Origin of the sequence: Rhizobium sp. 32-5/1 (assembly GCF_029537235.1) — a bacterium.
In the GTDB taxonomy this organism is placed as follows: domain Bacteria; phylum Pseudomonadota; class Alphaproteobacteria; order Rhizobiales; family Rhizobiaceae; genus Pararhizobium.
Genome location: NZ_CP120638.1, coordinates 1,061,757 through 1,084,554, shown reverse-complemented (window position 1 = coordinate 1,084,554; position 22,798 = coordinate 1,061,757). Strand labels below are relative to the sequence as shown.

The window sequence follows — 22,798 nt, the reverse complement described above, 5'->3', positions numbered from 1 at the left end:
GCGCCGTCAGCCAATCGGGCGCGATTTCAGAAAGTTATGTCCGCAGGTCGGCTTCTAGACGCATTCCGTGTGGAGTGCAAAGCCGGTTTTTCGCGGCGCGAACAAAGAGTTTAACGAATATCACCGTTCCGGCAAAGGGATAAACTCATCTTCGTCGCCGGGCACGATGTCGAATCGACCGGTGCGCCACTCTTCCTTGGCCTGCTCGATCCGCTCCTTGGAGGAGGAAACGAAATTCCACCAGACATGCCGCGCCGAGCCCATCGCCGCCCCGCCGAACAGCATGATGTGACAGCCCCGCGGACCGGCCGTAACGGTGATCTCGTCGCCCGGCCGGAAAACCAGCAACTGGTTGCTGGCGAAATGGTCGCCGGCAATGATCGCCTCGCCTTCGAGGATGTAGAGTGCGCGCTCCTCCCATTCGGCCGCAAAGGGCGCGCTTTTGCCCGCCTCGATTGTCAGATCGACGTAAATCGTATCGGAAAACACTTTTACCGGCGAGACCATGCCCTCGAACGCGCCGATCACCACGCGACCCTGAAGACCTTTGTCGGAAAAGGCTGGAAGATCGCGTTTTTCGGTGTGGGCAAAGATGGGGTCGATCTCTTCCTGCGCGTCGGGCAAAGCAAGCCAGGTCTGCAGGCCGGAAATCGATTGCGGCTTTCCACGCAGGTTCTCCGGAGAACGCTCCGAATGCACGATGCCGCGCCCCGCCGTCATCAGGTTGAGATCCCCCGGCGCGATCACCATTTCCGTGCCAAGGCTGTCGCGATGCTTGATCTCGCCATCGAACAGATAGGTGACGGTCGAAAGCCCGATATGCGGATGCGGCCTTACGTCCAGCGCTTCGCCTGCCTTGAGCAGTGCGGGACCCATACGATCGAAAAAGATGAATGGCCCGACCAACCGCCGCTTCGCCGTCGGCAGCGCCCGGCGCACCAGCAGATTGCCGATGTCGCTGGTGCGCGGAATGATCAGATGCTCAATCGCATCGCAGGCCGGCGCATCACCGGCAACAGGGTCATTTCCGGGGAAGAAGGACATGGAGGAAACCTATTTCTCGTCGGGCAGCTGTGGGATAACGTTCTGGATATCGGCCAACAGTGGCAGTAGGTGTTTAGACACAATCGCCCATATCGTCTCATCTTGAATGTTATCATATTCGTGTCGCAAGATATTGCCGATGCTGCGAATACGTCTCCAGTCATGATCTGGAAGCAGATCCTGAGCCGTCGATCCTAACTTGACCGCTGCTTCCGATATCCGCGACAAGCAACGTGCCACGCCATCGCGAACAAGTTGGCTGTTGTCGTAAACGCTGAATTTGAACTCATCTGTATATGTGCCGATCAGGTTGATATTATCGGCGATATCCTGGAAGCGTGTTTTGGGTCTTTTAGAAGGCAACGACTCGGTCTCGCTCTACATTTTGACGAAAGCGTTCCTTGCGAAGAGGCTCGGAAACGATATCGACGCTTTTGCCGGTGATGTCCTCCAGTCGCTCCTTCAGATCCATCAAGGCACCGACATATCCAAGCCCCGACTGCATGATGGCGTCCTCCAGCTTCACCACCACATCGATATCGGAGTCCGCCGTAGCCTCGTCGCGCGCGACGGAGCCGAACAGGGACAGGTGCTCTACACCATATGCCTCCAACTCGGCCCTGTGTTGCAGCAGTCGGGTGATGATCTCTTCCTTGGTCATGCGATGATTTTACACCGCTTTCATGACGCCGTCGAGATTGCGCTCCCGCCTCAATCCGCCGCCTTTTCCGTCCGCCGCATGATGCCAAGCGTCGCCAGCCAAAGGACGACGCCAAGGCCGATCAGGCAGGCGGCGATGAAATATTGCACGGGCTCGCGGCCTGTCCACGGGCCGGCGAGAAAGGCGCAGGTGATCGCGCCGAGAATTGGCACGATCGTCGGCGTGCGGAAATGCTTGTGTTCGACCGTGTCCTTGCGCAGCACGAGTACGGCAATATTGACAACGGCGAAGACGCAGAGCAGCAACAGCGCTGTCGTGCCCCCAAGTTCCGGCACACCGCCGGCAAGGGTGATGAGCGCAATCGCCAGCACAGTGGTGAATATGATCGCGATATAGGGCGTCTGCCTGCTGCTGTGCACCTTACCCAAGATCGCGGGGATCACGCCCTCGCGGCCCATGCCGTAGAGCAGGCGGCTGGCCATCATCATGTTGATGAGCGCAGAATTGGCAACGGCGAGCATGGTGATCAGGCCGAAAATGCTGATAGGAAAACCGGGTGCGCCGGCCTGTACCACCTTCAGCAACGGCGTTTCGCCTTCGCCGAGGTCTTCTGCCGAAACGAGCGTGATCGCCGAGATCGATACGAGCATGTAGATCGCGCCTGTAATCAACAGCCCGCCCAGAAGCACCTTGGGAAATATATCGCTCGGCTTCTTGCACTCCTCCGCCATGTTGACGGAATCCTCGAACCCCACCATGGCGAAGAAGGCGAGCGTGGTTGCCGCAATCACCGGCCAGAACACACCGCTGCTGCCCTCCGGCGGCACGAAGGTCCAGATGCGCGAGACATCGCCCTGTCCGTTGCCGATGGCCCAGATGCCGATGGCGATGATCAGCAGGAGTCCGCTGAGTTCGATGACGGTCAGCACGACGTTGAGCTTGACGCTCTCGCCGACACCGCGAAAATTGATCGCCGCAACCAGCGCGATGAACAGCACCGCCACCCCGATGACACCGGCTTCGCCCATGTCGATCCCGAGGCCGCCGGAAAAATTGGCGGCAAAAGCGCGCGATGCGGTCGCCGCCGAGGTAATGCCTGAAGACATCACGGCGAAGGCGACGATGAAGGTTAGGAAATGAATGCCGAAGGCCTTGTGCGTATAGAGTGCCGCACCCGCGGCCTGCGGGTATTTCGTCACGAGTTCGAGATAGCTGAAGGCTGTCAGAAGGGCGACACAGAAAGCGATAAGAAACGGCAGCCAGACCACGCCGCCAACCTCTGCCGCGACCTGGCCGGTCAGCGCATAGATGCCGGTGCCCAGAATGTCGCCGATGATGAACAGAAGCAGCAGCCCCGGTCCCATCACCCGTTTCAGCTCAGGTTGTTTCCCTGATGTACCTGTTTCCGTCGTTGCCATCTGCATCTCCCTTCGCATGCCGATCTTGACCGGCACGGCTGCTCACCTGAAGCGAACTAGCCTTTTGAAATGCAAAGTGAAGGTTGCTTTCAAACGGAGATGCAGGAATTTCCGTGGGAGACCCTCACGCCCCGTCGAGCGGTTCAACACCGGCCGGCTTTCCGGCGCGGTCGAGCCGGATCTTCTCGATGCGATTTTCGGCGGCGTTGAGCAACGCCTCGCAATGTTTCTTCAGCGCCTCGCCGCGCTCGTAGATCTCGATCGACTTGTCGAGCGCGACATCGCCACGCTCCAGCGCGGAGACGATGGCTTCGAGTTCTTCGACTGCCTTTTCGAAGGACAGGGTGGAAACATCGATTGGCGGTGCTGTGGTCATGGTTAGCCTCTCATCAGACGCAGGATGTGCATGGCGGCCGACTCGGCCAGTCCCTGAAGGTCATAGCCGCCTTCGAGCAGGCTGACGACCCGGTTGCCGGCGGTCCGGTCTGCCAGTTCCATCAGGCGGGCGGTCGCCCAGTCGAAGTCCTCGGCGACAAGGTTGATCTGCGCCAGCGGATCGCGGTGATGCGCGTCGAAGCCGGCCGAGATCAGGATGAAGTCCGGTTTGAAATCGGAGACCGCGAACAAGACGCGCGACGTGAAGGCCTCGCGGAAATGGTCGCTGCCGGTATCGGGCGAGAGCGGTGCGTTGACGATGTTGCCGGCGCCTGTCTCATGTTTTGCGCCGGTGCCGGGATAGAGCGGCATCTGGTGCGTCGAGCAGAACAGCACCGACGGATCGTCCCAGAAGATGTCCTGCGTGCCGTTGCCATGGTGCACGTCCCAGTCGACGATCGCGACGCGCTCGGCGCCGTGTTTCTGCTGCGCATGGCGCGCGGCAATCGCCACATTGTTGAAAAAGCAGAAGCCCATGGCCTTGTTCTTCTCGGCATGGTGGCCAGGCGGGCGGGAAGCGACGAAGGCATTGTCAGCCTTGCGGGAAAACACCGCATCGACGGCTGCGACCGCGCCGCCGATCCCGGTCAGCGCAGCTTGCAGGCTGGCGGGGCTCGCATGGGTGTCGGCCTCGAAGGAGTTGATTCCGTCCTCTGGAATAACCGACATCACGGCGCGCAGATGCTCCTCCGGATGGGCAAGCAGTACATAATCCTCGTTGGCCTGCGGTGCCTCCAGCCGCGTCAGCCGCTGAAAATTCTCGTGTTCCAGCGCAAGATTGAGCGCCTTGAGCCTATCCGGCCGCTCCGGATGGCCCTCCGGAACCTTGTGTTCCAGAAAGATCGGGTTTTCGTAGAGGATGGTTGTCATGGTCTGACCCTAGGAGTTCAGCGTTTCGAGGTCCATGGCATAAGGTAGGCGGGCTGGCTGTTTTCAACAGGGCAGACATGCAAAACCCTCCCGTGTCGCCACGGGAGGGTTCGTCAGTCCGACATCGGCAATCAGGCGCGCTGCGGCAAAAGCGGGTAGCCGGAGAGAACTGCGCGTGCTGCAAGGGTTGCGATCACGGCTTTCAGCAGGTCGCCCGGAATGAACGCCATGGACCCTGTGATGACGGCCATCAGCGGCGTGCCCGTGACGACGGAGACCCAGGGCATGCCGATGGCATAAAGCACGACGATGCCGCCGACCACGGAGGCGATGAAAAAGCCCGCGAACTGGCGCGCTTCGCTCTGGCCGTCGCGGATGGTCCGCTCGGCAATCAGCCCGGTGACATAGGTGGCAATCGCCCAGCCGAAGATGAAGCCGCCGGTCGGGCCGACCAGTACCGCGAGACCGCCGTTGCCGCCAGCCAGCACCGGCAGGCCGATGGCGACCATCAGGATCACCAGCACATAGGCAAGTGCCCCGCGCTTTGCGCCGATGATGCAGCCGGCGAGCATGACTCCCATCGATTGCGCCGTGATCGGCACGGGAATGAAGCCGAGCGTGACCGGCGGGATGATGCCGAGCACAACGATGATGGCGGCAAAAAGGGCGATAAGCACGAGATCTCTGGTGGTCATGTGTCTTCCCATATGGATCGGAACGTTTATTAGAATGCACGCATTCATTGGCGGCGAAATCCCCGGGCGTCAATGGCCAAGGCGATCATATCCGCATCTTTTAATGTCAGGATGATCAGTGGACCGATGATCGTCAACGGACGAAGCGGCAGCCCGCGTGCCCGGTGCCCTTCGCGGATTGCCTGATAGCGGGCAAAGATTTCCGGTACGAAACGCAGCACAAGGCCAAGCGCCAGGCTGACATCCGCGGCCCGCAGCAGGCCGATGCGCTCCAGCGGGCCGAGCAGAATGGTGATTTCGTCCATGAATGCGTCGATGGTCGTCGTGGCTGTCACCGTGGCTGCAAACAGCACCAGCGTCATCAGCCGGACAACGACAATGAGAACTTCCTGCGGCGGTATCAGGAAGAGATTGACGACACCCAGAAACAGGATGGTGAAAAAGACCAGGCCGATGCGGGAAAACCCTCGCGAAAGCTCAGCCCCGTCGTCGCATAGAGTCCGGTCGTTATGAGGAGAGCTGGAACCAGCACCCAGAGCGACGAGACTGCAAACAGACCGAGGCTGAGCGCCAACAGCGCAGCAAGCTTCACCCGTACCGGCAGCCTGTGGAACGGCGTGTGTCCTTCGATGTAGAGACTAGTCAGCATGCGCCACCTGATGGTAGCGGCGGATCGTCTCTTCCGGCATGCCATCGGCGACAAGACGCCCCTCGTGGAACAAAAGCACACGCTCGAAATCACCGAGCAGCGGCAGGTCGTGGCTGATGACCAGTGTCTGCTGTTCCAGCGAGGCGATGGTGTCGCACACCATCCTGCGGTTCTTCAGGTCGAGCTGATTGGTCGGTTCGTCAAGAATGAGAATGTCGGGTCCCGTCACCACGACGCTTGCCATCGCCACCAGCTGCGTCTCGCCGCCCGAGAGTTCGTGCACGCGGCGGCGGGCGAGGTGGGGAATGCCGAAACGGTGAAGCACGCCTTGCGTCCGCGCCTCGATCTCGGCTTTCGAAAGCCCGCGGTTCTTCAGCCCGAAGGCGATATCGTCACCCACGATCGGCATGATCAATTGGTTCTGCGGGTTCTGGAAGATGAAGCCGGCTTGCCCTAGCACGGCCTTTTCATCGCGGACGGTATCCAGCCCGTTGACGCTCACCGAGCCCGAGGTTGGCTTGACGAGACCGTTGATCAGCCGGGCGAAGGTCGTCTTGCCGGAACCATTCAGACCGATGATGCCGATGCGCCGCTCGCGAAGCGTCAGCGTCAGCGGATGTAGCGCAATTCGGTCGCCGAATCTAACCGTGCAATCGGCAAAGCATATGTCCAACCCGTGATCTCCTGCGCCCTATCGGCGCTCTATAGGATGGATTCTAAGGAAAGGAAATGGACGAAAACGTCGGGGCTTGAACAAAGAGTGAACATCTGAATAGATAGACCCATGTCGATTCTCGTTTCCAATCGCGATGCGCGTCTGATTTTCCTCAACCGCCAGGGGCTTGCGGCGGCGCCCAACCGTGCGCTTGGCAAGGAAGGCTTGCTCGCGCTGATCCACGATCTCGGCTTCGTGCAGGTCGATAGCATTCAGACCGTCGAGCGGGCCCATCAGCAGATCCTGTTTTCCCGCAACCAGACCTACCGGCGCGAACATCTGAGCACGCTTCTGGAAAAGGATGGCGCGCTGTTCGAGCACTGGACGCACGATGCCTCGATCATCCCGAGCGCGTTTTTCCCCTATTGGAAACACCGTTTCGCACGGAGGGAACTGGTCCTGCGCGAACGCTGGCGCAAGTGGCACGGGGAGGGTTTTGATGCCGCCTTCGAGGAAACCTTGCAGCGCATCACGGAAAACGGCCCCACAATGTCGCGCGACATCAAGGTCGCTGACCATAAATCCGGTGGCTGGTGGAACTGGCATCCCAACAAGACCGCGCTCGAATATTACTGGCACACCGGCAAGCTTGCCATCGCCGGCCGCCGCAATTTTCAGAAGGTCTATGATCTGACCGAGCGCGTCATACCCGCGCAGCACTATGCGCCGGAAGTGAGCGAAGAGGCGTTTGTCGACTGGTGCTGTCGGCAGGCCTTGACGCGTCTCGGCTTTGCGACCCACGGCGAACTGGCCGCCTTTTTTGCGCTGATCTCGCCTGAGGAAGCCAAGGACTGGGTGATGGCCCATCGCGACGAGCTCTGCGAAGTGCTGATTGCGTCGGCCGATGGCGGCAAGCCGCGCCCGTCTTTTGCCTTTGCCGGCTTTCCGGAAAATCTCGGCGTGCTGTCCGACCCGCCGGCGCGGATACGCGTTCTCTCCCCTTCGATCCGCTGATCCGCGACCGAAATCGCACCGAACGCCTGTTCGGCTTCTTCTATCGTATCGAGGTTTTCGTGCCCGAGCCGAAGCGCGAATACGGCTATTATGTCTTTCCGCTCCTCGAAGGCGACCGCCTCGTTGGCCGCATCGACATGAAGGCCGACCGCAAGGCCGGCACGCTCGATGTCAAGCGCCTCTGGTGGGAACCCGGCGTCAACGGCTCATCGGGCCGCATCGAACGTCTGGAGGCCGAACTTGGCCGACTGGCGAGGTTCACCGGCGTGGAACGACAGCGCTGGCTGGATGGCTGGCAGGGGTAAGACAAGCATATCCGGGTTACATTCGCGAGACACTGTCGGCGAAGTCAGCCCATGCGAACTGGCAGGCAATCAGCCGTGCCTTTGGATGATCGCCAGGGCTATAGGACGGGTTGCTAGCTCTTCGGCGTCCGCCACTCCATTTTGGAACATATCCAGAAGCTGGCTTGCGATCATTTGCGCTTCTATGCTGTCAGGAGCAATTTTGAGTTCTTTGCACCGAGCCTCAATGGCGCCACCCAATTTTTCCATATCCGCCGAATCAAGAAAGTCGAACATGTCCCCACCCCCTTGTGAAACCACAGCGCGTAAAATATTTGCATTTTTCGGCATTGCAATATGTGAATTTTGAGGAGCTGTCTGGCCGGAAATATTGCCCTTGGCTCTCTTCACGCCGGCATAGCCGCCACGGCTGATCCCATGCCGTTGCAGCTTCCGCCGGCGCGGCCCTATATAGAAGGTAAGAGCGTCCGGCTTTTTTACCGGCGCAAAAGGCCTGAACGGAGTTTGCAGTGAGTGTCGCTTTCACCAAGGAAGAAAGTTCCGAAACGGCCGCGGAAACGCTGTTGCCGGACCGCCCTGTTTCGCCGCATCTGAACCTCGTAACGGAGGCGGGGCTGCAGGCGCTGGAACGGCAGCTTCAGGAGGCACGCGAAGCATATGAGGCGACGACGACGCTCGATGACGTCAATGAGCGACGTCGACAGGCCGCAGGCCCCTTGCGGGATGTGCGGTATTTCGCGGCACGGGTTGCAAGCGCCCAGCTTGTCCCGGACCCGACCTCGACCGATATCGTCGGCTTTGGTGGCACCGTTACCTTCAGCCGCGACGACGGACGGGTGCAGACATACCGCATTGTCGGAGAGGACGAGGCAGATCCCAGGATTGGCACTATTTCTCATATGTCCCCGGTGGCGCGTGTCATGATGGGCAAGTCCTCTGGAGATATCGTGGAGGCCGGTGGCCAAGAGCTCGAAATCGTCAAGATTTCCTAGGGTACGACACGCGAAAGTGAAGCAGGCGCGGTTGATCAAGGGGAATATGCTTCTGCCGGGTTGAGATGCCGCCCTGCAAAGGCTATCTGGACCAACCGCAAGCAAGCCGTTCGCGAACAACGAGGTTTATACCGGAATGAATCCTGATTTTCTTGTCACCCATTCCGGTGGCTTCCATGCCGACGAGTTGCTGTCCAGCGTCATCCTGACGAGGCTTTTTCCGCAAGCGCGCATCATGCGCAGTCGGGCACCGGAATGGATCACGCCTGGTGCCGACCGCATTATTTACGATGTCGGCGGCGCCTATGACGCCGCAGCACAGATTTTCGATCATCATCAGCGCGGCGCGCCTTTGCGCGACGACGGTCAGCCTTACAGTTCGTTCGGATTGATCTGGAAACACTACGGCCTGGACTACCTTGCAAATCTTGGTCTTCCGGCCGCCCATGTCGATGCGCTGCATGCCTCCTTCGATGCGAGTTTCGTGTTGCCGGTCGATCTGATGGACAATGGGGCGCTCAACCCCGCCACCGCAGGTCAGCTGGCCGGGTTGACCTTGCCGGTTCTCCTGGAAACGCTAAAACCTGTTTTCGACGAGACTGATCCCGAGGCCGAGAACCGTGCCTTCCATAATGCGCTTGCCATCGCGCGCAGTTTCGTCGAGGCAAGGATCTCCCAGAGTGCTGCGAAATTGCGGGCCGAAGGCCTGGTTCATCAGGCGATCGTAGACGCCGGCGAAGCGCGTATTCTGGAATTGCCGATGGGCATGCCCTTCCGGCCCGCTATCATGAAAGCGGGCGCCGATCATCTCCTGTTCGTCGTTCATCCACGCGACAAGGACTGGTGCCTGACAACTATCCGCCGTGCCGACGAAGGGTTCGAGGTGCGGGCCGATCTGCCTGCGGCTTGGGCCGGCCTGACGGGCGCTGATCTGGAAGCGGTCTGCGGCGTCGAAGGGGCGAGCTTCTGCCACAATGGCCGCTTCGTTGCCGCCGCCCGGACCCGTGAGGCGATCCTTGCCATGGCGGAACTTGCGGTGACCGCAGCAGCTTCATAACTACGAGGACGCAGTCACACCGCCGCCAGCAAAAGCCTTGTCCTTGATCTCGCGGAACTTGTTGGAGGCAGACGACAGTTTCGTGTCCCATTCAGGATTGGGAACCTGTCCCTCGATGACCTTGAAATAGACGCTCATCAGCGCGGCAATCGCGAAAGGCTCGAGCACGGCCGCCTTGAACGACCAGGCAAAGACGATGGCGAGCACAAAGGCGTAGCCGGCCCATTCGCCGGGAAAGACGTAGAGAATGGCGGCGGCCGGCGCGAGCGCCAGCACGAACACGATTATCGCCAGTATGTAGAGGAAGATCGACAGCCAGACGGCATTGCGGATCATTGTCTTGCCGTTCTGCGCGTAGAGGACCAGCCCCTGCCGCGACGTTTCCCAGGGGTTTTTGCTGTCGATGCGGATGTTGTAGCCGAGGATTATTTCATCGACATAGGTCAGCGAGATGCGGATCACCGTGTTGACGAAGCTTGCGAGGGTGTTCAGCCCCGGGATCGGCAGGAAAGCGGCGATGCCGCCGATCAGACCGGTGATGACGGAGATCACGCCCTTGATCAATTGGTCCAGCACAAACAGCACGTTGGCCTCCCCGAAGCGTGCCGTCACTGTCTCCTGTGCATAGCCGATCTGGCTCTTGCCATCAGGCATCGGCTGGCCATCGATCAGCCGCACCATGACGGCGATGTGCGCAGCCTTGACCATGTAGAGCAACCATTCGCGCACCCAGTAGATCGCGCCGGCAACGAGGCCGAAGCCGAAAATGCCGCCCCAGACAGTGAAGGATTCCGGATCACCGCTCCAGGCACCCAGTCCGTAGCCGATTCCGGCACCCATTCCGGTCGTCAGGATGAAGGCCATGGTGATCCCGAAATAGATCGCCATGCGCATCAGGATGAACGGCATGGTCCGTAGCAGAATGCCGATGGTCCTGCCGATTTCGAAATCCCACATGCCGACCGTCCCCCTTTGCCCCAGGCTGCCATGATAATCATGGTCCGCCGCCTGTCCATTGGTGACGGGCGGAGGGGCAGGGCTATTCGCGGGTCCGGGACAGAACTTTTTGCTACAGGATATCCGTCGCCGAAATCTCGATCCCAAAACCTTCCAGGCCGACATAGTGGCGCTCGCGCGAGGCGATGAGCTTGATCGAGCTGATGCCGAGGTCCTTGAGGATCTGGGCGCCGAGACCGATTTCCAGCCACTCGCTTTCGCGGGCCTGTGCCTCATCATGGCCTTCGCGCTCATGTTTTGCCGTGCGTGCTGTCGTGGAGACGCCGACGCCGACAGAACCTTCGCGCAGGTAAACGATGACGCCGCGGCCCTGCTCGGCAATGCGCTTCATGATCTGGTCGAGCTGGCAGTCCTTGCCGAAGACATCAGCACCGACATTTTCCAGATGCAGGCGCACTGGAATATCGACGCCGTCGCGGATGTCGCCGAAGACGACGGCCAGATGCTGCATCGGGTCCCAGGGCAGGGAATAGGCATGGCCTTTGGCCTTGCCATAGGGCGTTTCGATGTCGAAGCTGTTTTCCAGCTCGATCAGTTTGTCCTTGCGCTGGCGATAGGCGATGAGGTCGGCGACCGAGACCTGCTTCAGCCCGTGTGTTTCGGCAAAGCTTGCCACCTGCGGCCCGCGCATGACAGTGCCGTTATCGTTGACCAGCTCGCAGATCACGCCGATCGGCGGCAGGCTGGCGAGCCGGCAGAGATCGACGGCCGCTTCCGTGTGGCCGGACCGCATGAGCACGCCGCCTTCGCGGGCGACCAGCGGAAAGATATGGCCAGGACGGGTGAAGTCGGCAGCACCGACATTCGGATTGGCGAGATTGCGCACCGTCAGCGTCCGGTCTTCGGCAGAAATGCCTGTGGTCGTGCCGTGCTTGAAATCGACGGTGACGGTAAAGGCGGTCGTGTGGGCCGAATCGTTTTCGGCCACCATGGCGTTGAGGTTGAGGCGCTTGGCCTCTTCCCTCGGCATGGGCGTGCAGACGATGCCGGAGGTATGGCGCACGATGAAGGCCATTTTTTCCGCGGTGCAATGCACCGCCGCGACGATCAGGTCGCCTTCGTTTTCGCGGCCGTCATCATCGGTGACAACGACGATTTCGCCGGCTTCGAAAGCCCGGATGGCATCGGCGACGCGCTTCTGGTCATAGGACATTGGGGTGTTTCCTCAATTATTTCAGGCGCCATTCACTTCAGGCGGCCGGTTTGGCCACGGTCGCGGAGGTAATGGTCGGCAATGGCGCAGGCAAGCATGGCCTCGCCGATCGGCACGGCGCGGATGCCGACGCAAGGGTCGTGACGGCCCTTGGTGCGCACATCCACCTCGTTACCATCACTGTCGATCGAGCGGCGTTCCGTGAGGATCGAGGAGGTCGGCTTGATCGCAAAGCGGGCAACAACCGGCTGGCCGGTGGCGATGCCGCCAAGAATGCCGCCGGCATTGTTGGACAGGAAGATCGGATCGCCGGACGCGCTGACGCGCATTTCGTCGGCATTCTCTTCGCCGGTGATTTCGGCCGCGGCAAAGCCGTTGCCGATCTCCACACCCTTGACGGCATTGATCGACATCAGGTTGGAGGCGATGTCCTGGTCGAGCTTGGCATAAACAGGTGCGCCGATTCCGGCCGGAACCCCTTCGGCCACCACTTCGACGACCGCGCCGACGGAGGAGCCGGCCTTGCGGATGCCGTCGAGATAGTCTTCCCAGACGGGCACCATTTTAGGATCAGGACAGAAGAACGGGTTGTTGCCGACTTCGTTCCAGTCCCAGTTGTCGCGGTTGATTTTATGCTTGCCAATCTGCACCAGAGCGCCGCGCACCAGAAGGCCGGGCACGACCTTACGGGCAAGGCCCCCGGCCGCAACGCGGGCTGCCGTTTCGCGGGCCGACGACCGGCCGCCGCCACGATAGTCGCGGATTCCGTATTTGACGTCGTAGGTATAGTCGGCATGGCCCGGACGATATCGTTTGGCGATTTCGCCATAATCCTTGGAGCGCTGGTCGGTATTCTCGATCATCATCGAGATCGGCGTCCCAGTCGAGATCATCGTCTCTCCGTCCTCGTCCAGCATAACGCCGGAGAGAATTTTGACCAGATCGTCCTCGCGGCGCTGCGTCACGAAACGCGATTGGCCGGGCTTGCGCTTGTCGAGCCAGGCCTGCAATTCGGCAAGCGTGAAACGAATGCCGGGAGGGCAGCCATCGACGACGCAGCCGAGCGCAACCCCGTGGCTTTCGCCCCAGGTGGTAACGCGGAAAAGATGACCGAAGGTATTGTGCGACATGGCGAGCAGGACCGGCTGTTGAAACACTGCGGCGAATGGCGGCAAGCCACTTTCACCTTTGGCCGTGACTATTAGAGCGCGCGCGGCAAGGGAAAGCCGGTTTTGCCGCAACAGTGTGTTTATCCGTTGCGACAACCGGCGCGTTTCAGGAGGCGAGCTGCAGCAGCTGGTTGCGGGCGAAGCGAGAGAAATCGTCAGCGCTGAGCGGCTTGGCAAAGGCATAGCCCTGCAAAAGGTCGCAACCGAGCAGACCGAGCATCTCGGCGTGCTCCATGGTTTCCACGCCTTCGGCAACCGTTTCGATGCCGAGCGAACGGCCGATCTCGATGATCGAGCGGATCAGCGCCTGTTCGCTGCGCTCGCGCAAAATCGGTGCGACGAGCTGCCGGTCGATCTTCAGGCGCTTCGGCTTGATCTTCAGGAGACTGACGATCGAGGTGTGGCCGGTGCCGAAATCATCGATTTCAATGTCGATGCCGAGCTTTTTGATGCCCTCGATATTGGCCAGCACGACATCGTCGCTTTCATCCAGGAAGATCGATTCCACCAGTTCGAAGGAAATCTGTCCGGGCCGCAGGCTGAGACCCTTCAGCGAATTGACCAGCGTTTCGTCCCGCAGGCGCTTGGCCGAGACGTTGACGGAAATCTTCGGCACATCGATGCCTTCGGCGGCCCAGCGCATGCCGTCGATCAGCGCGCGGTCGAGCACGATGCGGTCGAGCGTCGCCATGGCGTTCATTTCCTCGGCGATCTTCAGGAACTTGTCTGGCGTCAGAAGGCCCTCGCGCGGATGATTCCAGCGGATCAGCGCTTCGACACCCGCCAGCTTGAGCGAGCTGGCCTCCAGCTGTGGCTGGTACCAGGCGACGAATTCGTTTCTTTCGATTCCTTCAAGAATTTCGTCGGCAATCCGCTTGGTGGTAATGATCTCGGCCTGAAGAACCTCGGTGAAAAATTCGTGCCTGTTTCGGCCGTTTTCCTTGGCGCGGTAGAGCGCGATGTCGGCGTTGACCAGGAGCTTGCGCTCGTCGACCGCAGTCTCGCGGGCAACGGCGATACCGATGCTGACGCCGAAGCGGCAGGGAAAGCCGTTATAGTCGACGGGCTGGCGCATCTGGCTGATGATGCGCTCGCACAATTGCGAGAGGTAGATATCGCTCGGCGGGTCGCTAACGACGATGACAAACTCGTCGCCGCCGATGCGTGCGACGATGTCGTTCTTGCGGATGTTGGAGCGCAGGATTTCCGAGGCATGAACCAGCATCGCGTCGCCGGCCGCATGGCCGAGCGTGTCGTTGATCTGCTTGAAGCGGTCAAGATCGATATGCAGGATGGCCACATCGACGAGACCGTTTCTTCCGGATAGCATCTGAAGTTCCTTGTCGAGCATGCGGCGGTTGCCAAGTCCGGTCAGCGGATCATGAAGCGCATTGTGCTCGATACGGTCTTTTGCCTGGGCCAGCTCCTCATTCTTGAGGTCGGCCATCGCTTTCGCGGCCCGCAGTTGCTCGGTCATTAGAACGTCGTCGGTCACATCCCAGCTGATGCCTGTGATCTTTGCCTTGCCGTCTGGGCCTTCATGGGTGGAGCCGACATTGCGGATATGCCGGACGCTGCTGTCGGGTAGGATGACGCGGTACTGCGAGCGATACTCCAGACCTTCGTCCAGTGTTCTGAAAAGCGAAAGAGAGGCAGCCTTGATGTCATCGACATGCACTGTCCGGCGCCACGCCTCATAGGTCGGCTCAACGGTCTCCGCCGGCATGCCATGCAGATGGTACATGCGTTCGTCCCAGGTCCTGCCCTGTGTTTCGAGATCGATCTCCCAGATGCCGATCTTGGACGATTCCAGCGCAAGATTAAGCCGGTGTGAGACAGTAAGCAGTTCGCTTTCGCGGGCACGAATCTTGGCCCGGTTGCGCTGGCGCTCGCTGACAAGGCCTCCGGTGAGGAAGATCGGGATAATGACTACGGCTGCGGCAACCAGGATGGTAATGCGCAGACTGCTGGTATTGCCCGGTTCCTGCTCCCAGCCTTCGGCCGGGATTGCCGCCAGTTCCCAGACACCGCCGGGAAGTTGCAATTTGCGGATAACGGGCGTCTTCCTGAAAATTTCGGAATCACCAAAAAGGGATCCTGGATATTATCGTGGACCGAAATATCACGGATGGCGAGCTGGAGGTCGATCTGGCGGTGGCCATCGGTGCTCTCGCCTGCACCATCGGGCCTGTCTATCAGGCTGGCATTGACGTACAGTTCCTTCTCGTCAACGATCGCCTCGAGAAAGCCCCAGAAACCCGGATGGCCATCAATCCTGGAAAATACCGGGAAAAACAGGTTGAAACCGGTCTTGCCGCTGGGAAGCCGAACCGGACCGGCTATGATCGGCTTGGCCTTCGACTTGGCCCGGTCCGTTGCCAGTCGCGAGGATCCGAACCGCTTGAAATCGGTACCGATCATGCGCTCATTGCCCTGAAGCGGATAGGTCATCTTGACCACGGCGTCGGGGGCCACACTGACCCGCACCATCGGCGGGTTCTGCAGCATCGTCTTGGCGGCCAAGCGGTCGAAATATTCGACGCTCATGTCAGGGGTGACGGATACACTGTTGGCAAGTCCGCGTAGCGCGGCGATGTTCGTGTTGATTTCGCCCTGCAGCCGCGTTGAGATCAGATTGAGTTCGTTTTGAACATTGATCTTCAGTTCGTTGCCGAAATTCTCGCGATTCTGCTGCTCAAAGAGATAGCCTCCCGCGAACACAACCGTGGCCGCAATGAAGGCCGGCACGAGGGACGGTTTCGCCAGCCGTGCAACGGTGCCGGCATGGCGGCGGATTTTGACGATCATACTCACTGCTCATGCACCCCAAAGTCCCCTGATCCAACTTAGGTGCGGAGTCTTAATATTGGCTTTAGGGCCTGTTCCTGTTATGAAAATCAGAGTTTTGAAGCGTTTACTTGCATTTCAGAATTAGAAACAACCAAGGGCTGTTTCGTTCGCGATTTTTTGAAATGACGCAACTATGGGCAATTTTTGCCACAATCGGGTATCAGATGATGGGAACAACAAAATTTATAGAGTCGTTGAAGAGGGCAAGACAGATGCGTTTCGTCGTTGTGGCACTTTTGGCCGCTGCTGGGTTGTTTTCGCCGTTGAATGCCTTTGCTGAGAGCGCGGATGTCGAGGCCGTGATCACGAGTGTCGACACTGCGGGGTTGAGTCTTTCCCTTGATGATGGAAAGAGCTATCAGGCACCCGAGGAATTCAACTTCGATGGCCTCAAGGAAGGCGTCAAGGTTCTGGTTTTCTACACGGAAATCGATGGCAAGCGCGTCATCAATGATCTCGAGATCGTTCAGTAATTCAGGGTTGCCACACGCATACTGATGGCCGTCTACGGTTGCTCGCAGCCGATCAAATCCAGCCTATTGCGCCATTCTCGATCTTCAGAATGCGGTCCTGCGGGATCGCGCCGATTGCAGCCGCTTCCTGCGCCATCGCACCACAAATCTTGAAAAGGACACGGATGACACCGCCATGTGCGACGCAGACCGTGGGTGCCGTGACATCCTTAAGCCATGCCCCGACCCGCCAGGAGAGGATTTCGTAGCTTTCCGCTTCGTCACCAGGTGGAATGAAATCCCATTTCGAAATCTCTCGTTCCGCCACCCGTTCCGGGACCTCTCGCTCAAGCTCGGCCATGGTGTAACCTTCCCAATCGCCGAAGGAGACTTCGCGCAGCCGCTCGTCCGTCCGGTAATCCGTCGGGTCGAGTGCCATGACGAGACGCATGCGCTCCATGGTTTCGCGCGTGCGATGGAGCGGGCTGGAGACGAAATGGAAACCCCCGGCCTGTTTGCCCAGGAGTGCGGCCAGTGACCGGCCGTTCTCGGTCGCCTGCTGGCGACCGGTTTCGTTGAGCGGAATGTCCTTTTGCCCCTGCAGGCGGATTTCGGCATTCCAATCGGTCTGGCCGTGGCGGATCATATAGATGAGCACGGGAAAACCCTTAAAAGCCGTATCAGTCCTTGACGACGGAGATATCAGGCGCGTCTACGGCCTTCATGCCGATGACGTGATAGCCGCTGTCGGCATGGTGGATCTCGCCGGTCACGGAACGGGAAAGGTCCGAGAGCATATAGAGGCCGACATCGCCGACTTCCTCAATGGTGACAGTGCGGCGCAGCGGCGCGTTGTATTCATTCCACTTGAGGATATAGCGGAAGTCGCCAATGCCGGAGGCTGCCAGTGTCTTGATCGGGCCGGCTGAGATGGCGTTGACGCGAATGTTCTTCGGGCCGAGATCGACCGCCAGATACTTCACGCTCGCTTCCAGGGCTGCCTTTGCAACGCCCATGACGTTGTAATTCGGCATCACCTTTTCAGCGCCGTAATAGGTCAGCGTCAACATCGAGCCGCCGTCCGTCATCAGCTTTTCTGCGCGCCGTGCGACCGAGGTGAAGGAGTAGACCGAAATCTGCATGGTCTTGGCGAAATTGTTCGCCGATGTGTCGACATAACGGCCGGTCAGTTCGTCCTTGTCGGAGAAGCCGATGGCATGCACGATGAAGTCGATCTTGCCCCAGGTCTTCTCCAGTTCCTCAAAGACCGCGTCGATGGTGGATTCATCGCTGACGTCGCAGTGTCCGGCAAGGAAGCCCCCGACTTCCGCGACGAGAGGCTCGACCCGCTTCTTCAATGCTTCGCCCTGATAGGTGAAGGCGATCTCGCCGCCCTGTGCATGGATCGCCTTGGCGATGCCCCAAGCAATCGAACGGTTGTTTGCGACGCCCATGATGAGGCCGCGCTTACCCTTCATCAATCCGGATGTTTGCGACATGGTTATGCCCCTGCTTATGCCTGTTCTTTCCTCAGCCACTGCCGATCGGAAAGTCCGCATGTGTTGAACTTGCTGCGTGCTGCCCGTCAAATCCCGGCGGCCCGTCTTTTTGAGCATTGCCTATGACATAGCCACTCCGGTGGTTCAAGCACGGTGCGGATCAGGAACTGTTAGTCCCCGTAATAATGGGTCAGAACTTCATGAAACCGTCACCGGAACCGATAATCCCGGCATCAGAGGAACAGGCCCTGCTGGCGACTGCGCATAAGGTCGGTGATCCTCTCATCCGGGGTCTCCCAGAGCATCAGCCGAAGCTCAACGAGCAGATCAGCGCGTCTACCGTCTGCATCGGCAAGGCCATGACCGGCCAGCCGGATGATTTTGTCTGAACCGGACCATGCCGGCACGGCAACATCGACAGGGCCAGTCAGGGTCATCACCTTGGTCTCGCAGCCAAGGACGGCATTCTGGATATCGATAGATAGCGTCGTGCGCAGATCTAGCCCATCGGTGCGCAGTGTGCTGTCCTGACGAACACGCACGGTAACGACGATATCGCCGCGCAGCATGCCGTTCAGCCGATAGCCCAGTTCCTTCATGCGAATAATGCTGCCATCGGTCGTGCCTGCGGGCAGGGCGACCTTCAGTGTCTGGCCGTCAGGCAATGTCGCCGTCGCCTTGGCGCGGTTGAACAGGTCCTCCACCGAAACCGTCACTTCGCAGGCAATGTCCGGAACCTTTTCGATCGCCTTGCTCGCGGTGCCGCGAATGCGGCGCACGATGGCCGAGACGAGTTCAGCAGCCGGGGCCGCCGAACGCGGAAAGATTGCGAAGGGTATCGGTCTCTCCGTCGTGTCGGTTTTTGCTTCCGGCGCCGGTTCAGGTCGGGCGTCGGCTGCCGTTTCGGGCTTTGCTTCGGCCTTCGGCTCCGACTTGACCTCCGGCTTCACCGTGGGTTTCGGGCGCGGTGGCGTGGTGCTGGTTGCCGCCGGTTCGGCCTTTCGGGGCTTCGTTTCGCTTCCGAAGATGCGCGAGACCATTTCCTCTGCCGTCTCCGGATCGACGTCGCCGATCGGTTGTTCCGGTTCGCGGGTCTTACGGTGCATTTCTTCCATGCGGCGCAACTCGGCCTCGCGGCGCGCATCGTCGTAGCGGCTCCGGAGTTTGGGATTTTTCAGCACCTCATAGGCGCGGCCCGCTTCGGCAAATCTGGCAGTGGCCAGCGGGTCGTCGCGATTCTGATCGGGGTGCACGGCCTTGGCCACGGCGCGCCAGGCGGCCTTGATCTCGTCTGGAGCGGCATTTCGCCGGACGCCGAGGATCGAATAGGGGTCGCGCATCGTTGTCATTGTTTTAGAGCTCCCGACAGCCGCATCCAGCGACCGTTTCAGCCTGTTGAAAGAAGCGGAATAGCTTTCCAGCGTTCCGTTTCTCGAAAGGCGATGATGCAAAGGAGTTGCTAAATATCAGTTAGCCACAGGTGCTTGGGCGTGCCGGATGTGATCGGGAACGGCAATCCGGTTGATGTTTGCGAAACTGTGGTTAATGCCCGGTTTCAGCTGCGCGGTCCAAAGCTCGTCAGATACCATTCACCGTTGCCGAGCAGGCAGGTATTACCGTCGAACTTGGCGATGCCCTGGTAGGAGTGGCGCGTCGTGGTGAAACGCCGGCAAATCTGCCCGTTCGAGCGGTCCTCCTCGATGCTGCTGATCACGCCGGCGCTGCCGGAGCTCGAATTGGCCCAGGGAATTGGATTGCCGCTCGTCTTTGCAACATCGGCCGACGAAACGGCATTGCGGACCGTCACTTCGTCGGAAAGGCTATCCCCGTTGATCGCCCCGGGACGGAGCCCGTGGAAAGCGACTTGTCGACATTGGCCGTATCGGCGAGATCGAGCCCCGCGCTCATGCAGCCCGAGAGCGAAAGCGTGATGAGACACAGCGCGCCTAGCCCCGCCCTGCGACGGGATAACCTCTTTGTGTCATCAATGCACTTTGCTATGTCTTGCACGGCATACCTGTCAGACTCGGAGACGAAGGTCGCAAACATCCGGTCGGGATGTGATCTGCGGGTCTTTACTGTTCACGTGCTGCCGGACAACCCGTCCTTATGGATTGCAAACTGCGCAACACATCACTGCATTGGAAGACAATATGAGCGAGACTGGGTTAACAACTGGTGACTTCACCCAGGAAAGCGAACCGTTTTCGCTTTTCGGCGCTTGGCTTGAAGAGGCCAAGGCCAGTGAAATCAACGATCCCAACGGGGTAGCGCTGGCAACGGTAGATGCGGATGGCTTGCCGAATGTCCGAATGGTGCTGCTCAAGGACTTCGACGAGCGCGGTTTCGTGTTCTACACGAATTTCGAAAGCCAGAAGGGCCAAGAAATCCTGGGCAGCATGAAGGCCGCGCTGTGCTTCCACTGGAAATCATTGCGGCGGCAGGTGCGCCTGCGCGGTCCCGTCGAGATCGTCACGGACGCGGAAGCCGATGAATACTACAAGACCCGGCCGCGCGGCAGCCGTATCGGCGCCTGGGCCTCGAAACAGTCCCGCCCGCTGGAAAGCCGTTTCGCGCTGGAAAAGGCCGTGGCTGAATACGGCCTGCGGTATGCCATCGGCGACATTCCGCGCCCCGACCATTGGTCCGGTTTCCGTATCAGGCCGACCTCGATCGAGTTCTGGAAGGACGGCGCCTTCCGACTGCACGACCGCATAGAGTTCCGGCGCAAGGACGGTGACGCCGATTGGGAAAAGGTGCGGATGTATCCGTAATGCTGTTTGAAATCAGCCCCGGCCCATCAGCCGGAAAGGGATGCCCGATGCGAGCGCGCTGACATATTCCGGCTTCTGGTAGTAGCCGTTCAGCGAGATGCGGGGCAGGGCGGTGAGCGGCGCCTTGGATGTCAGCGTGCCCGGCCGCGTCGTAACCGCGATGGTAAGCCCGAGGTCTGCGGCCAGGCTATAGTCCCGCGGCGAAACCGCGGCCGGATCGCCGTAAGGGTAGGCAAGCGTTGTTGGCCGGGTGCCGGTGATCGTCCGGATCCGTTCGGCGGAAGCGGCAAGTTCCAGATGGGCCTCCTCCTGCGTCAGCCGGGCCAGCGCGCGATGGCTGATCGTATGCACGCCAAGGCTCGCCAGCGGGTTTTGCACCAGCGTCTTTAGCCCCGCTTCACCGAGAGTCAGCCGTTCGGTTATGCGCAGTGGATTGATACCCTCGCCTGACGCAACCGTATTCAACACTTCCACAGCGGATGCTTCGTTGCCGTTACGGATGAATGCAGCGATGCGGTCGAAAGCCACGTCTTTTTCCGAAAAACCCGAAAGCGGGAGAGTCTCGACGCCGCAGCCGAAATCGAAGGCAAGGCTCTGCCGGGCCTCCAGCAGGTCTGTGAGCGTTTCCCACCAAAGCGTATGGGTGCGGTCTATAAAGCCGCTGGTAACGAAGACGGTGAAGGGAACGTCGTGCCGGGTAAAGACCGGGGCGGCATAGTCCAAATTGTTGCGATAGCCATCGTCGAGTGTAAAAACAGCGACAGGCCGAGGGTCGTCCGAGACAAGATGTTCAGGGACGGCATCGAGGGCAAGGAAGCGGTAACCATCGTGCTTCATGCGACGGATGGCGGCATCGAGAAAAGTCGGCGCGATCTCGAGATGCGCATTACGGTCAAAGATGCGGGTCTGCTTCGGGCGTACATGATGGAGGGTGAAGATGGCCCCGCGACCGCGGGCCGAACGCATCAGTCCGGCGGCGCTCAGCAGGCCCGCAGCCCCAAGGCCCCCGGTGATGACTGCGCGCTTGACGATCCTGGCAACCATGTTCCCGACCTGTGAATTTCTCGCCTCGCGGTGGCGAGGCTGCTCAATGGGACTTTAGGGGGCGGGGTGTTAAGCCTTCTTGAACGGAAACGGCGGCTCACATTCGCGAACCGCCGTTTGCCTGCTTCTATCGACCAGACTAACCCTTGATGAAGGCTTCGTCGATTGCGTCGCGTTCACGACCGCCAAGGGCAGCACTTACGCCGGCGATGAAGGCACCGATCAGAAGGAAAGCGCGGTCAGCAGGGCTAGTGTCGCGCCGGCCTTGCGAGCGGTGTCGGCTGCTTCCTGCGCCGCAACCTTGGCATCCTCGATGCTTTTCAGCACGGTATCGACCCGGGCATTGGCCTCGGCTTCCGACAGGCCGGTGCGCACGGCGACGAGGCGCCCGAGATAGGCCCGGTCGTCTGCCGGAATTTCGCCAGCCGTAGCGCCGTTGATCAGGATACGCGACACCTGCGCCGCATCCTGTGCATTCGTTTCGGCTGTGCTCGCACCCGGATCGGCCGGACGCAGAAGCGAATCGACGAAATAGGCCATCGGCCCGCCCTCAGCGTTGGTCGTGGCTGATGCGGTCGCCAACGCTGCGCCGGATGTCACGGTTGAAGCCGCCTGCACGCCGCTGTTGATGGTCGAGGTGATGGCAGACGTCAGCGTTCCCGCAACAATCAACGTGGCAAGCGCCCAGGCAAGAATGCCGTGCGCTGTATCACGGAAGAAGACTTCATCCGTTTGCGTCCCCGTCCAGCGCGTCCGGAGCCTACCGGTGATATAGCCACCCATGCCGGAAGCAAGCCACTGAACGATGACGATCCAGATTGCCGTCGAGACCGCGAAGGTCGTGGCGGAAACGCCTTCCGATGACCAGGGCGATACCATTGTAAGACCGAGGCCGGAACCGAGAAGGGTCAAAAGTAAAGTAAGGGCCGCGGCGGCAACCGCCCCGGCGATGATCGCGCCCCAGCTGACAGCTGAGCGCGAAGATTCAACGGCTGGCGCGTATGAGGAGACGTGCCCTGTGGAAACCGGCATTGTCATGCGTTCC

At 59.9% G+C, this 22,798-nt stretch carries 22 protein-coding genes and 4 pseudogenes; 5 read left to right on the top strand and 21 right to left on the bottom strand.

What is annotated here, in order from left to right:
* Window positions 1-120: 120 nt before the first annotated feature.
* The 9 genes and pseudogenes from P6U16_RS05695 to P6U16_RS05655 form a co-directional block, all read right to left on the bottom strand.
* Window positions 121-1,044, bottom strand: a complete 924-nt coding sequence (locus P6U16_RS05695; RefSeq protein ID WP_277702951.1) for a pirin family protein — start codon at window positions 1,042-1,044, stop codon at window positions 121-123.
* A 9-nt stretch (window positions 1,045-1,053) separates the two neighbouring features.
* Complete coding sequence (locus tag P6U16_RS05690; RefSeq protein ID WP_277702950.1) at window positions 1,054-1,407, bottom strand: HepT-like ribonuclease domain-containing protein; 354 nt, start codon at window positions 1,405-1,407, stop codon at window positions 1,054-1,056.
* On the bottom strand, window positions 1,397-1,705 hold the full coding sequence (locus tag P6U16_RS05685; protein ID WP_277702949.1) for a nucleotidyltransferase domain-containing protein: 309 nt from the start codon (window positions 1,703-1,705) through the stop codon (window positions 1,397-1,399). The genes P6U16_RS05690 and P6U16_RS05685 overlap by 11 nt, the downstream gene beginning before the upstream one ends.
* 50 nt (window positions 1,706-1,755) lie before the next feature.
* Complete coding sequence (locus tag P6U16_RS05680; protein WP_277702948.1) at window positions 1,756-3,123, bottom strand: APC family permease; 1,368 nt, start codon at window positions 3,121-3,123, stop codon at window positions 1,756-1,758.
* A gap of 124 nt (window positions 3,124-3,247) precedes the next feature.
* Window positions 3,248-3,499, bottom strand: a complete 252-nt coding sequence (locus tag P6U16_RS05675) for an exodeoxyribonuclease VII small subunit (RefSeq protein WP_277702947.1) — start codon at window positions 3,497-3,499, stop codon at window positions 3,248-3,250.
* A 2-nt stretch (window positions 3,500-3,501) separates the two neighbouring features.
* The gene (locus tag P6U16_RS05670; RefSeq protein ID WP_277702946.1) at window positions 3,502-4,428 is read right to left on the bottom strand and encodes a histone deacetylase family protein; all 927 of its coding nucleotides are present in this window, start codon (window positions 4,426-4,428) and stop codon (window positions 3,502-3,504) included.
* A gap of 131 nt (window positions 4,429-4,559) precedes the next feature.
* Window positions 4,560-5,123 carry a biotin transporter BioY gene (locus tag P6U16_RS05665; RefSeq protein ID WP_277702945.1) on the bottom strand — a complete coding sequence of 188 codons (564 nt, stop codon included), beginning with the start codon at window positions 5,121-5,123 and terminating at the stop codon, window positions 4,560-4,562.
* Between the two features lie 44 nt (window positions 5,124-5,167).
* A pseudogene (locus P6U16_RS05660) lies at window positions 5,168-5,772 on the bottom strand (energy-coupling factor transporter transmembrane protein EcfT).
* Entirely contained in the window at window positions 5,762-6,445 is a 684-nt protein-coding gene (locus tag P6U16_RS05655) for an energy-coupling factor ABC transporter ATP-binding protein (protein ID WP_277702944.1), read from the bottom strand. The pseudogene P6U16_RS05660 and the gene P6U16_RS05655 overlap by 11 nt, the downstream one beginning before the upstream one ends.
* 111 nt (window positions 6,446-6,556) lie before the next feature.
* Here P6U16_RS05655 and P6U16_RS05650 point away from each other — a divergent pair.
* Window positions 6,557-7,746, top strand: a pseudogene (locus P6U16_RS05650) (winged helix-turn-helix domain-containing protein).
* 69 nt (window positions 7,747-7,815) lie between these two features.
* Here P6U16_RS05650 and P6U16_RS05645 read toward each other — a convergent pair.
* On the bottom strand, window positions 7,816-8,136 hold the full coding sequence (locus P6U16_RS05645) for a hypothetical protein (RefSeq protein ID WP_277702943.1): 321 nt from the start codon (window positions 8,134-8,136) through the stop codon (window positions 7,816-7,818).
* A gap of 119 nt (window positions 8,137-8,255) precedes the next feature.
* Between P6U16_RS05645 and greA the strand changes: the two genes are divergently transcribed.
* Together greA and P6U16_RS05635 are read left to right on the top strand one after the other, a co-directional pair.
* Entirely contained in the window at window positions 8,256-8,738 is a 483-nt protein-coding gene (greA, locus tag P6U16_RS05640; RefSeq protein WP_277702942.1) for a transcription elongation factor GreA, read from the top strand.
* Between the two features lie 136 nt (window positions 8,739-8,874).
* Window positions 8,875-9,795 (top strand): MYG1 family protein, encoded by a 921-nt coding sequence (locus P6U16_RS05635; RefSeq protein ID WP_277702941.1) that lies wholly within the window; start codon window positions 8,875-8,877, stop codon window positions 9,793-9,795.
* On the opposite strand, the gene P6U16_RS05630 is transcribed toward P6U16_RS05635, so the two are convergent.
* The 5 genes from P6U16_RS05630 to P6U16_RS05610 form a co-directional block, all read right to left on the bottom strand.
* On the bottom strand, window positions 9,796-10,752 hold the full coding sequence (locus tag P6U16_RS05630; RefSeq protein ID WP_277702940.1) for a hypothetical protein: 957 nt from the start codon (window positions 10,750-10,752) through the stop codon (window positions 9,796-9,798).
* 112 nt (window positions 10,753-10,864) lie between these two features.
* Window positions 10,865-11,965 carry a 3,4-dihydroxy-2-butanone-4-phosphate synthase gene (gene ribB, locus P6U16_RS05625; protein WP_277702939.1) on the bottom strand — a complete coding sequence of 367 codons (1,101 nt, stop codon included), beginning with the start codon at window positions 11,963-11,965 and terminating at the stop codon, window positions 10,865-10,867.
* Window positions 11,966-11,997: 32 nt separating this feature from the next.
* Window positions 11,998-13,095, bottom strand: a complete 1,098-nt coding sequence (gene aroC / locus P6U16_RS05620; protein ID WP_277704021.1) for a chorismate synthase — start codon at window positions 13,093-13,095, stop codon at window positions 11,998-12,000.
* A 145-nt stretch (window positions 13,096-13,240) separates the two neighbouring features.
* A complete protein-coding gene (locus P6U16_RS05615) occupies window positions 13,241-15,178 on the bottom strand; it encodes an EAL domain-containing protein (protein ID WP_277702938.1) in 1,938 nt (645 codons plus the stop codon).
* Window positions 15,064-15,942 carry a CHASE domain-containing protein gene (locus P6U16_RS05610; RefSeq protein WP_277702937.1) on the bottom strand — a complete coding sequence of 293 codons (879 nt, stop codon included), beginning with the start codon at window positions 15,940-15,942 and terminating at the stop codon, window positions 15,064-15,066. The genes P6U16_RS05615 and P6U16_RS05610 overlap by 115 nt, the downstream gene beginning before the upstream one ends.
* 254 nt (window positions 15,943-16,196) lie before the next feature.
* Between P6U16_RS05610 and P6U16_RS05605 the strand changes: the two genes are divergently transcribed.
* Window positions 16,197-16,457, top strand: coding sequence for a DUF1344 domain-containing protein (locus P6U16_RS05605; RefSeq protein WP_277702936.1), 261 nt, complete (start codon window positions 16,197-16,199; stop codon window positions 16,455-16,457).
* A 52-nt stretch (window positions 16,458-16,509) separates the two neighbouring features.
* Here P6U16_RS05605 and P6U16_RS05600 read toward each other — a convergent pair whose 3' ends face one another.
* From P6U16_RS05600 to P6U16_RS05585, 4 genes and pseudogenes are all read right to left on the bottom strand, one after another.
* A complete protein-coding gene (locus P6U16_RS05600) occupies window positions 16,510-17,094 on the bottom strand; it encodes a histidine phosphatase family protein (RefSeq protein ID WP_277702935.1) in 585 nt (194 codons plus the stop codon).
* 22 nt (window positions 17,095-17,116) lie between these two features.
* Entirely contained in the window at window positions 17,117-17,935 is an 819-nt protein-coding gene (gene fabI / locus P6U16_RS05595; RefSeq protein WP_277702934.1) for an enoyl-ACP reductase FabI, read from the bottom strand.
* Between the two features lie 233 nt (window positions 17,936-18,168).
* Window positions 18,169-19,275, bottom strand: coding sequence for a DnaJ C-terminal domain-containing protein (locus tag P6U16_RS05590; protein WP_277704020.1), 1,107 nt, complete (start codon window positions 19,273-19,275; stop codon window positions 18,169-18,171).
* A gap of 215 nt (window positions 19,276-19,490) precedes the next feature.
* Window positions 19,491-19,984: pseudogene (locus P6U16_RS05585) on the bottom strand (RT0821/Lpp0805 family surface protein).
* A gap of 104 nt (window positions 19,985-20,088) precedes the next feature.
* Between P6U16_RS05585 and pdxH the strand changes: the two are divergent.
* Window positions 20,089-20,709 carry a pyridoxamine 5'-phosphate oxidase gene (gene pdxH / locus P6U16_RS05580; protein WP_277702933.1) on the top strand — a complete coding sequence of 207 codons (621 nt, stop codon included), beginning with the start codon at window positions 20,089-20,091 and terminating at the stop codon, window positions 20,707-20,709.
* A gap of 12 nt (window positions 20,710-20,721) precedes the next feature.
* On the opposite strand, the gene P6U16_RS05575 is transcribed toward pdxH, so the two are convergent.
* Entirely contained in the window at window positions 20,722-21,753 is a 1,032-nt protein-coding gene (locus P6U16_RS05575; protein WP_277702931.1) for a polysaccharide deacetylase family protein, read from the bottom strand.
* Window positions 21,754-21,892: 139 nt separating this feature from the next.
* Window positions 21,893-22,785 (bottom strand): annotated as a pseudogene (locus P6U16_RS05570) (hypothetical protein).
* Window positions 22,786-22,798 lie beyond the last annotated feature (13 nt).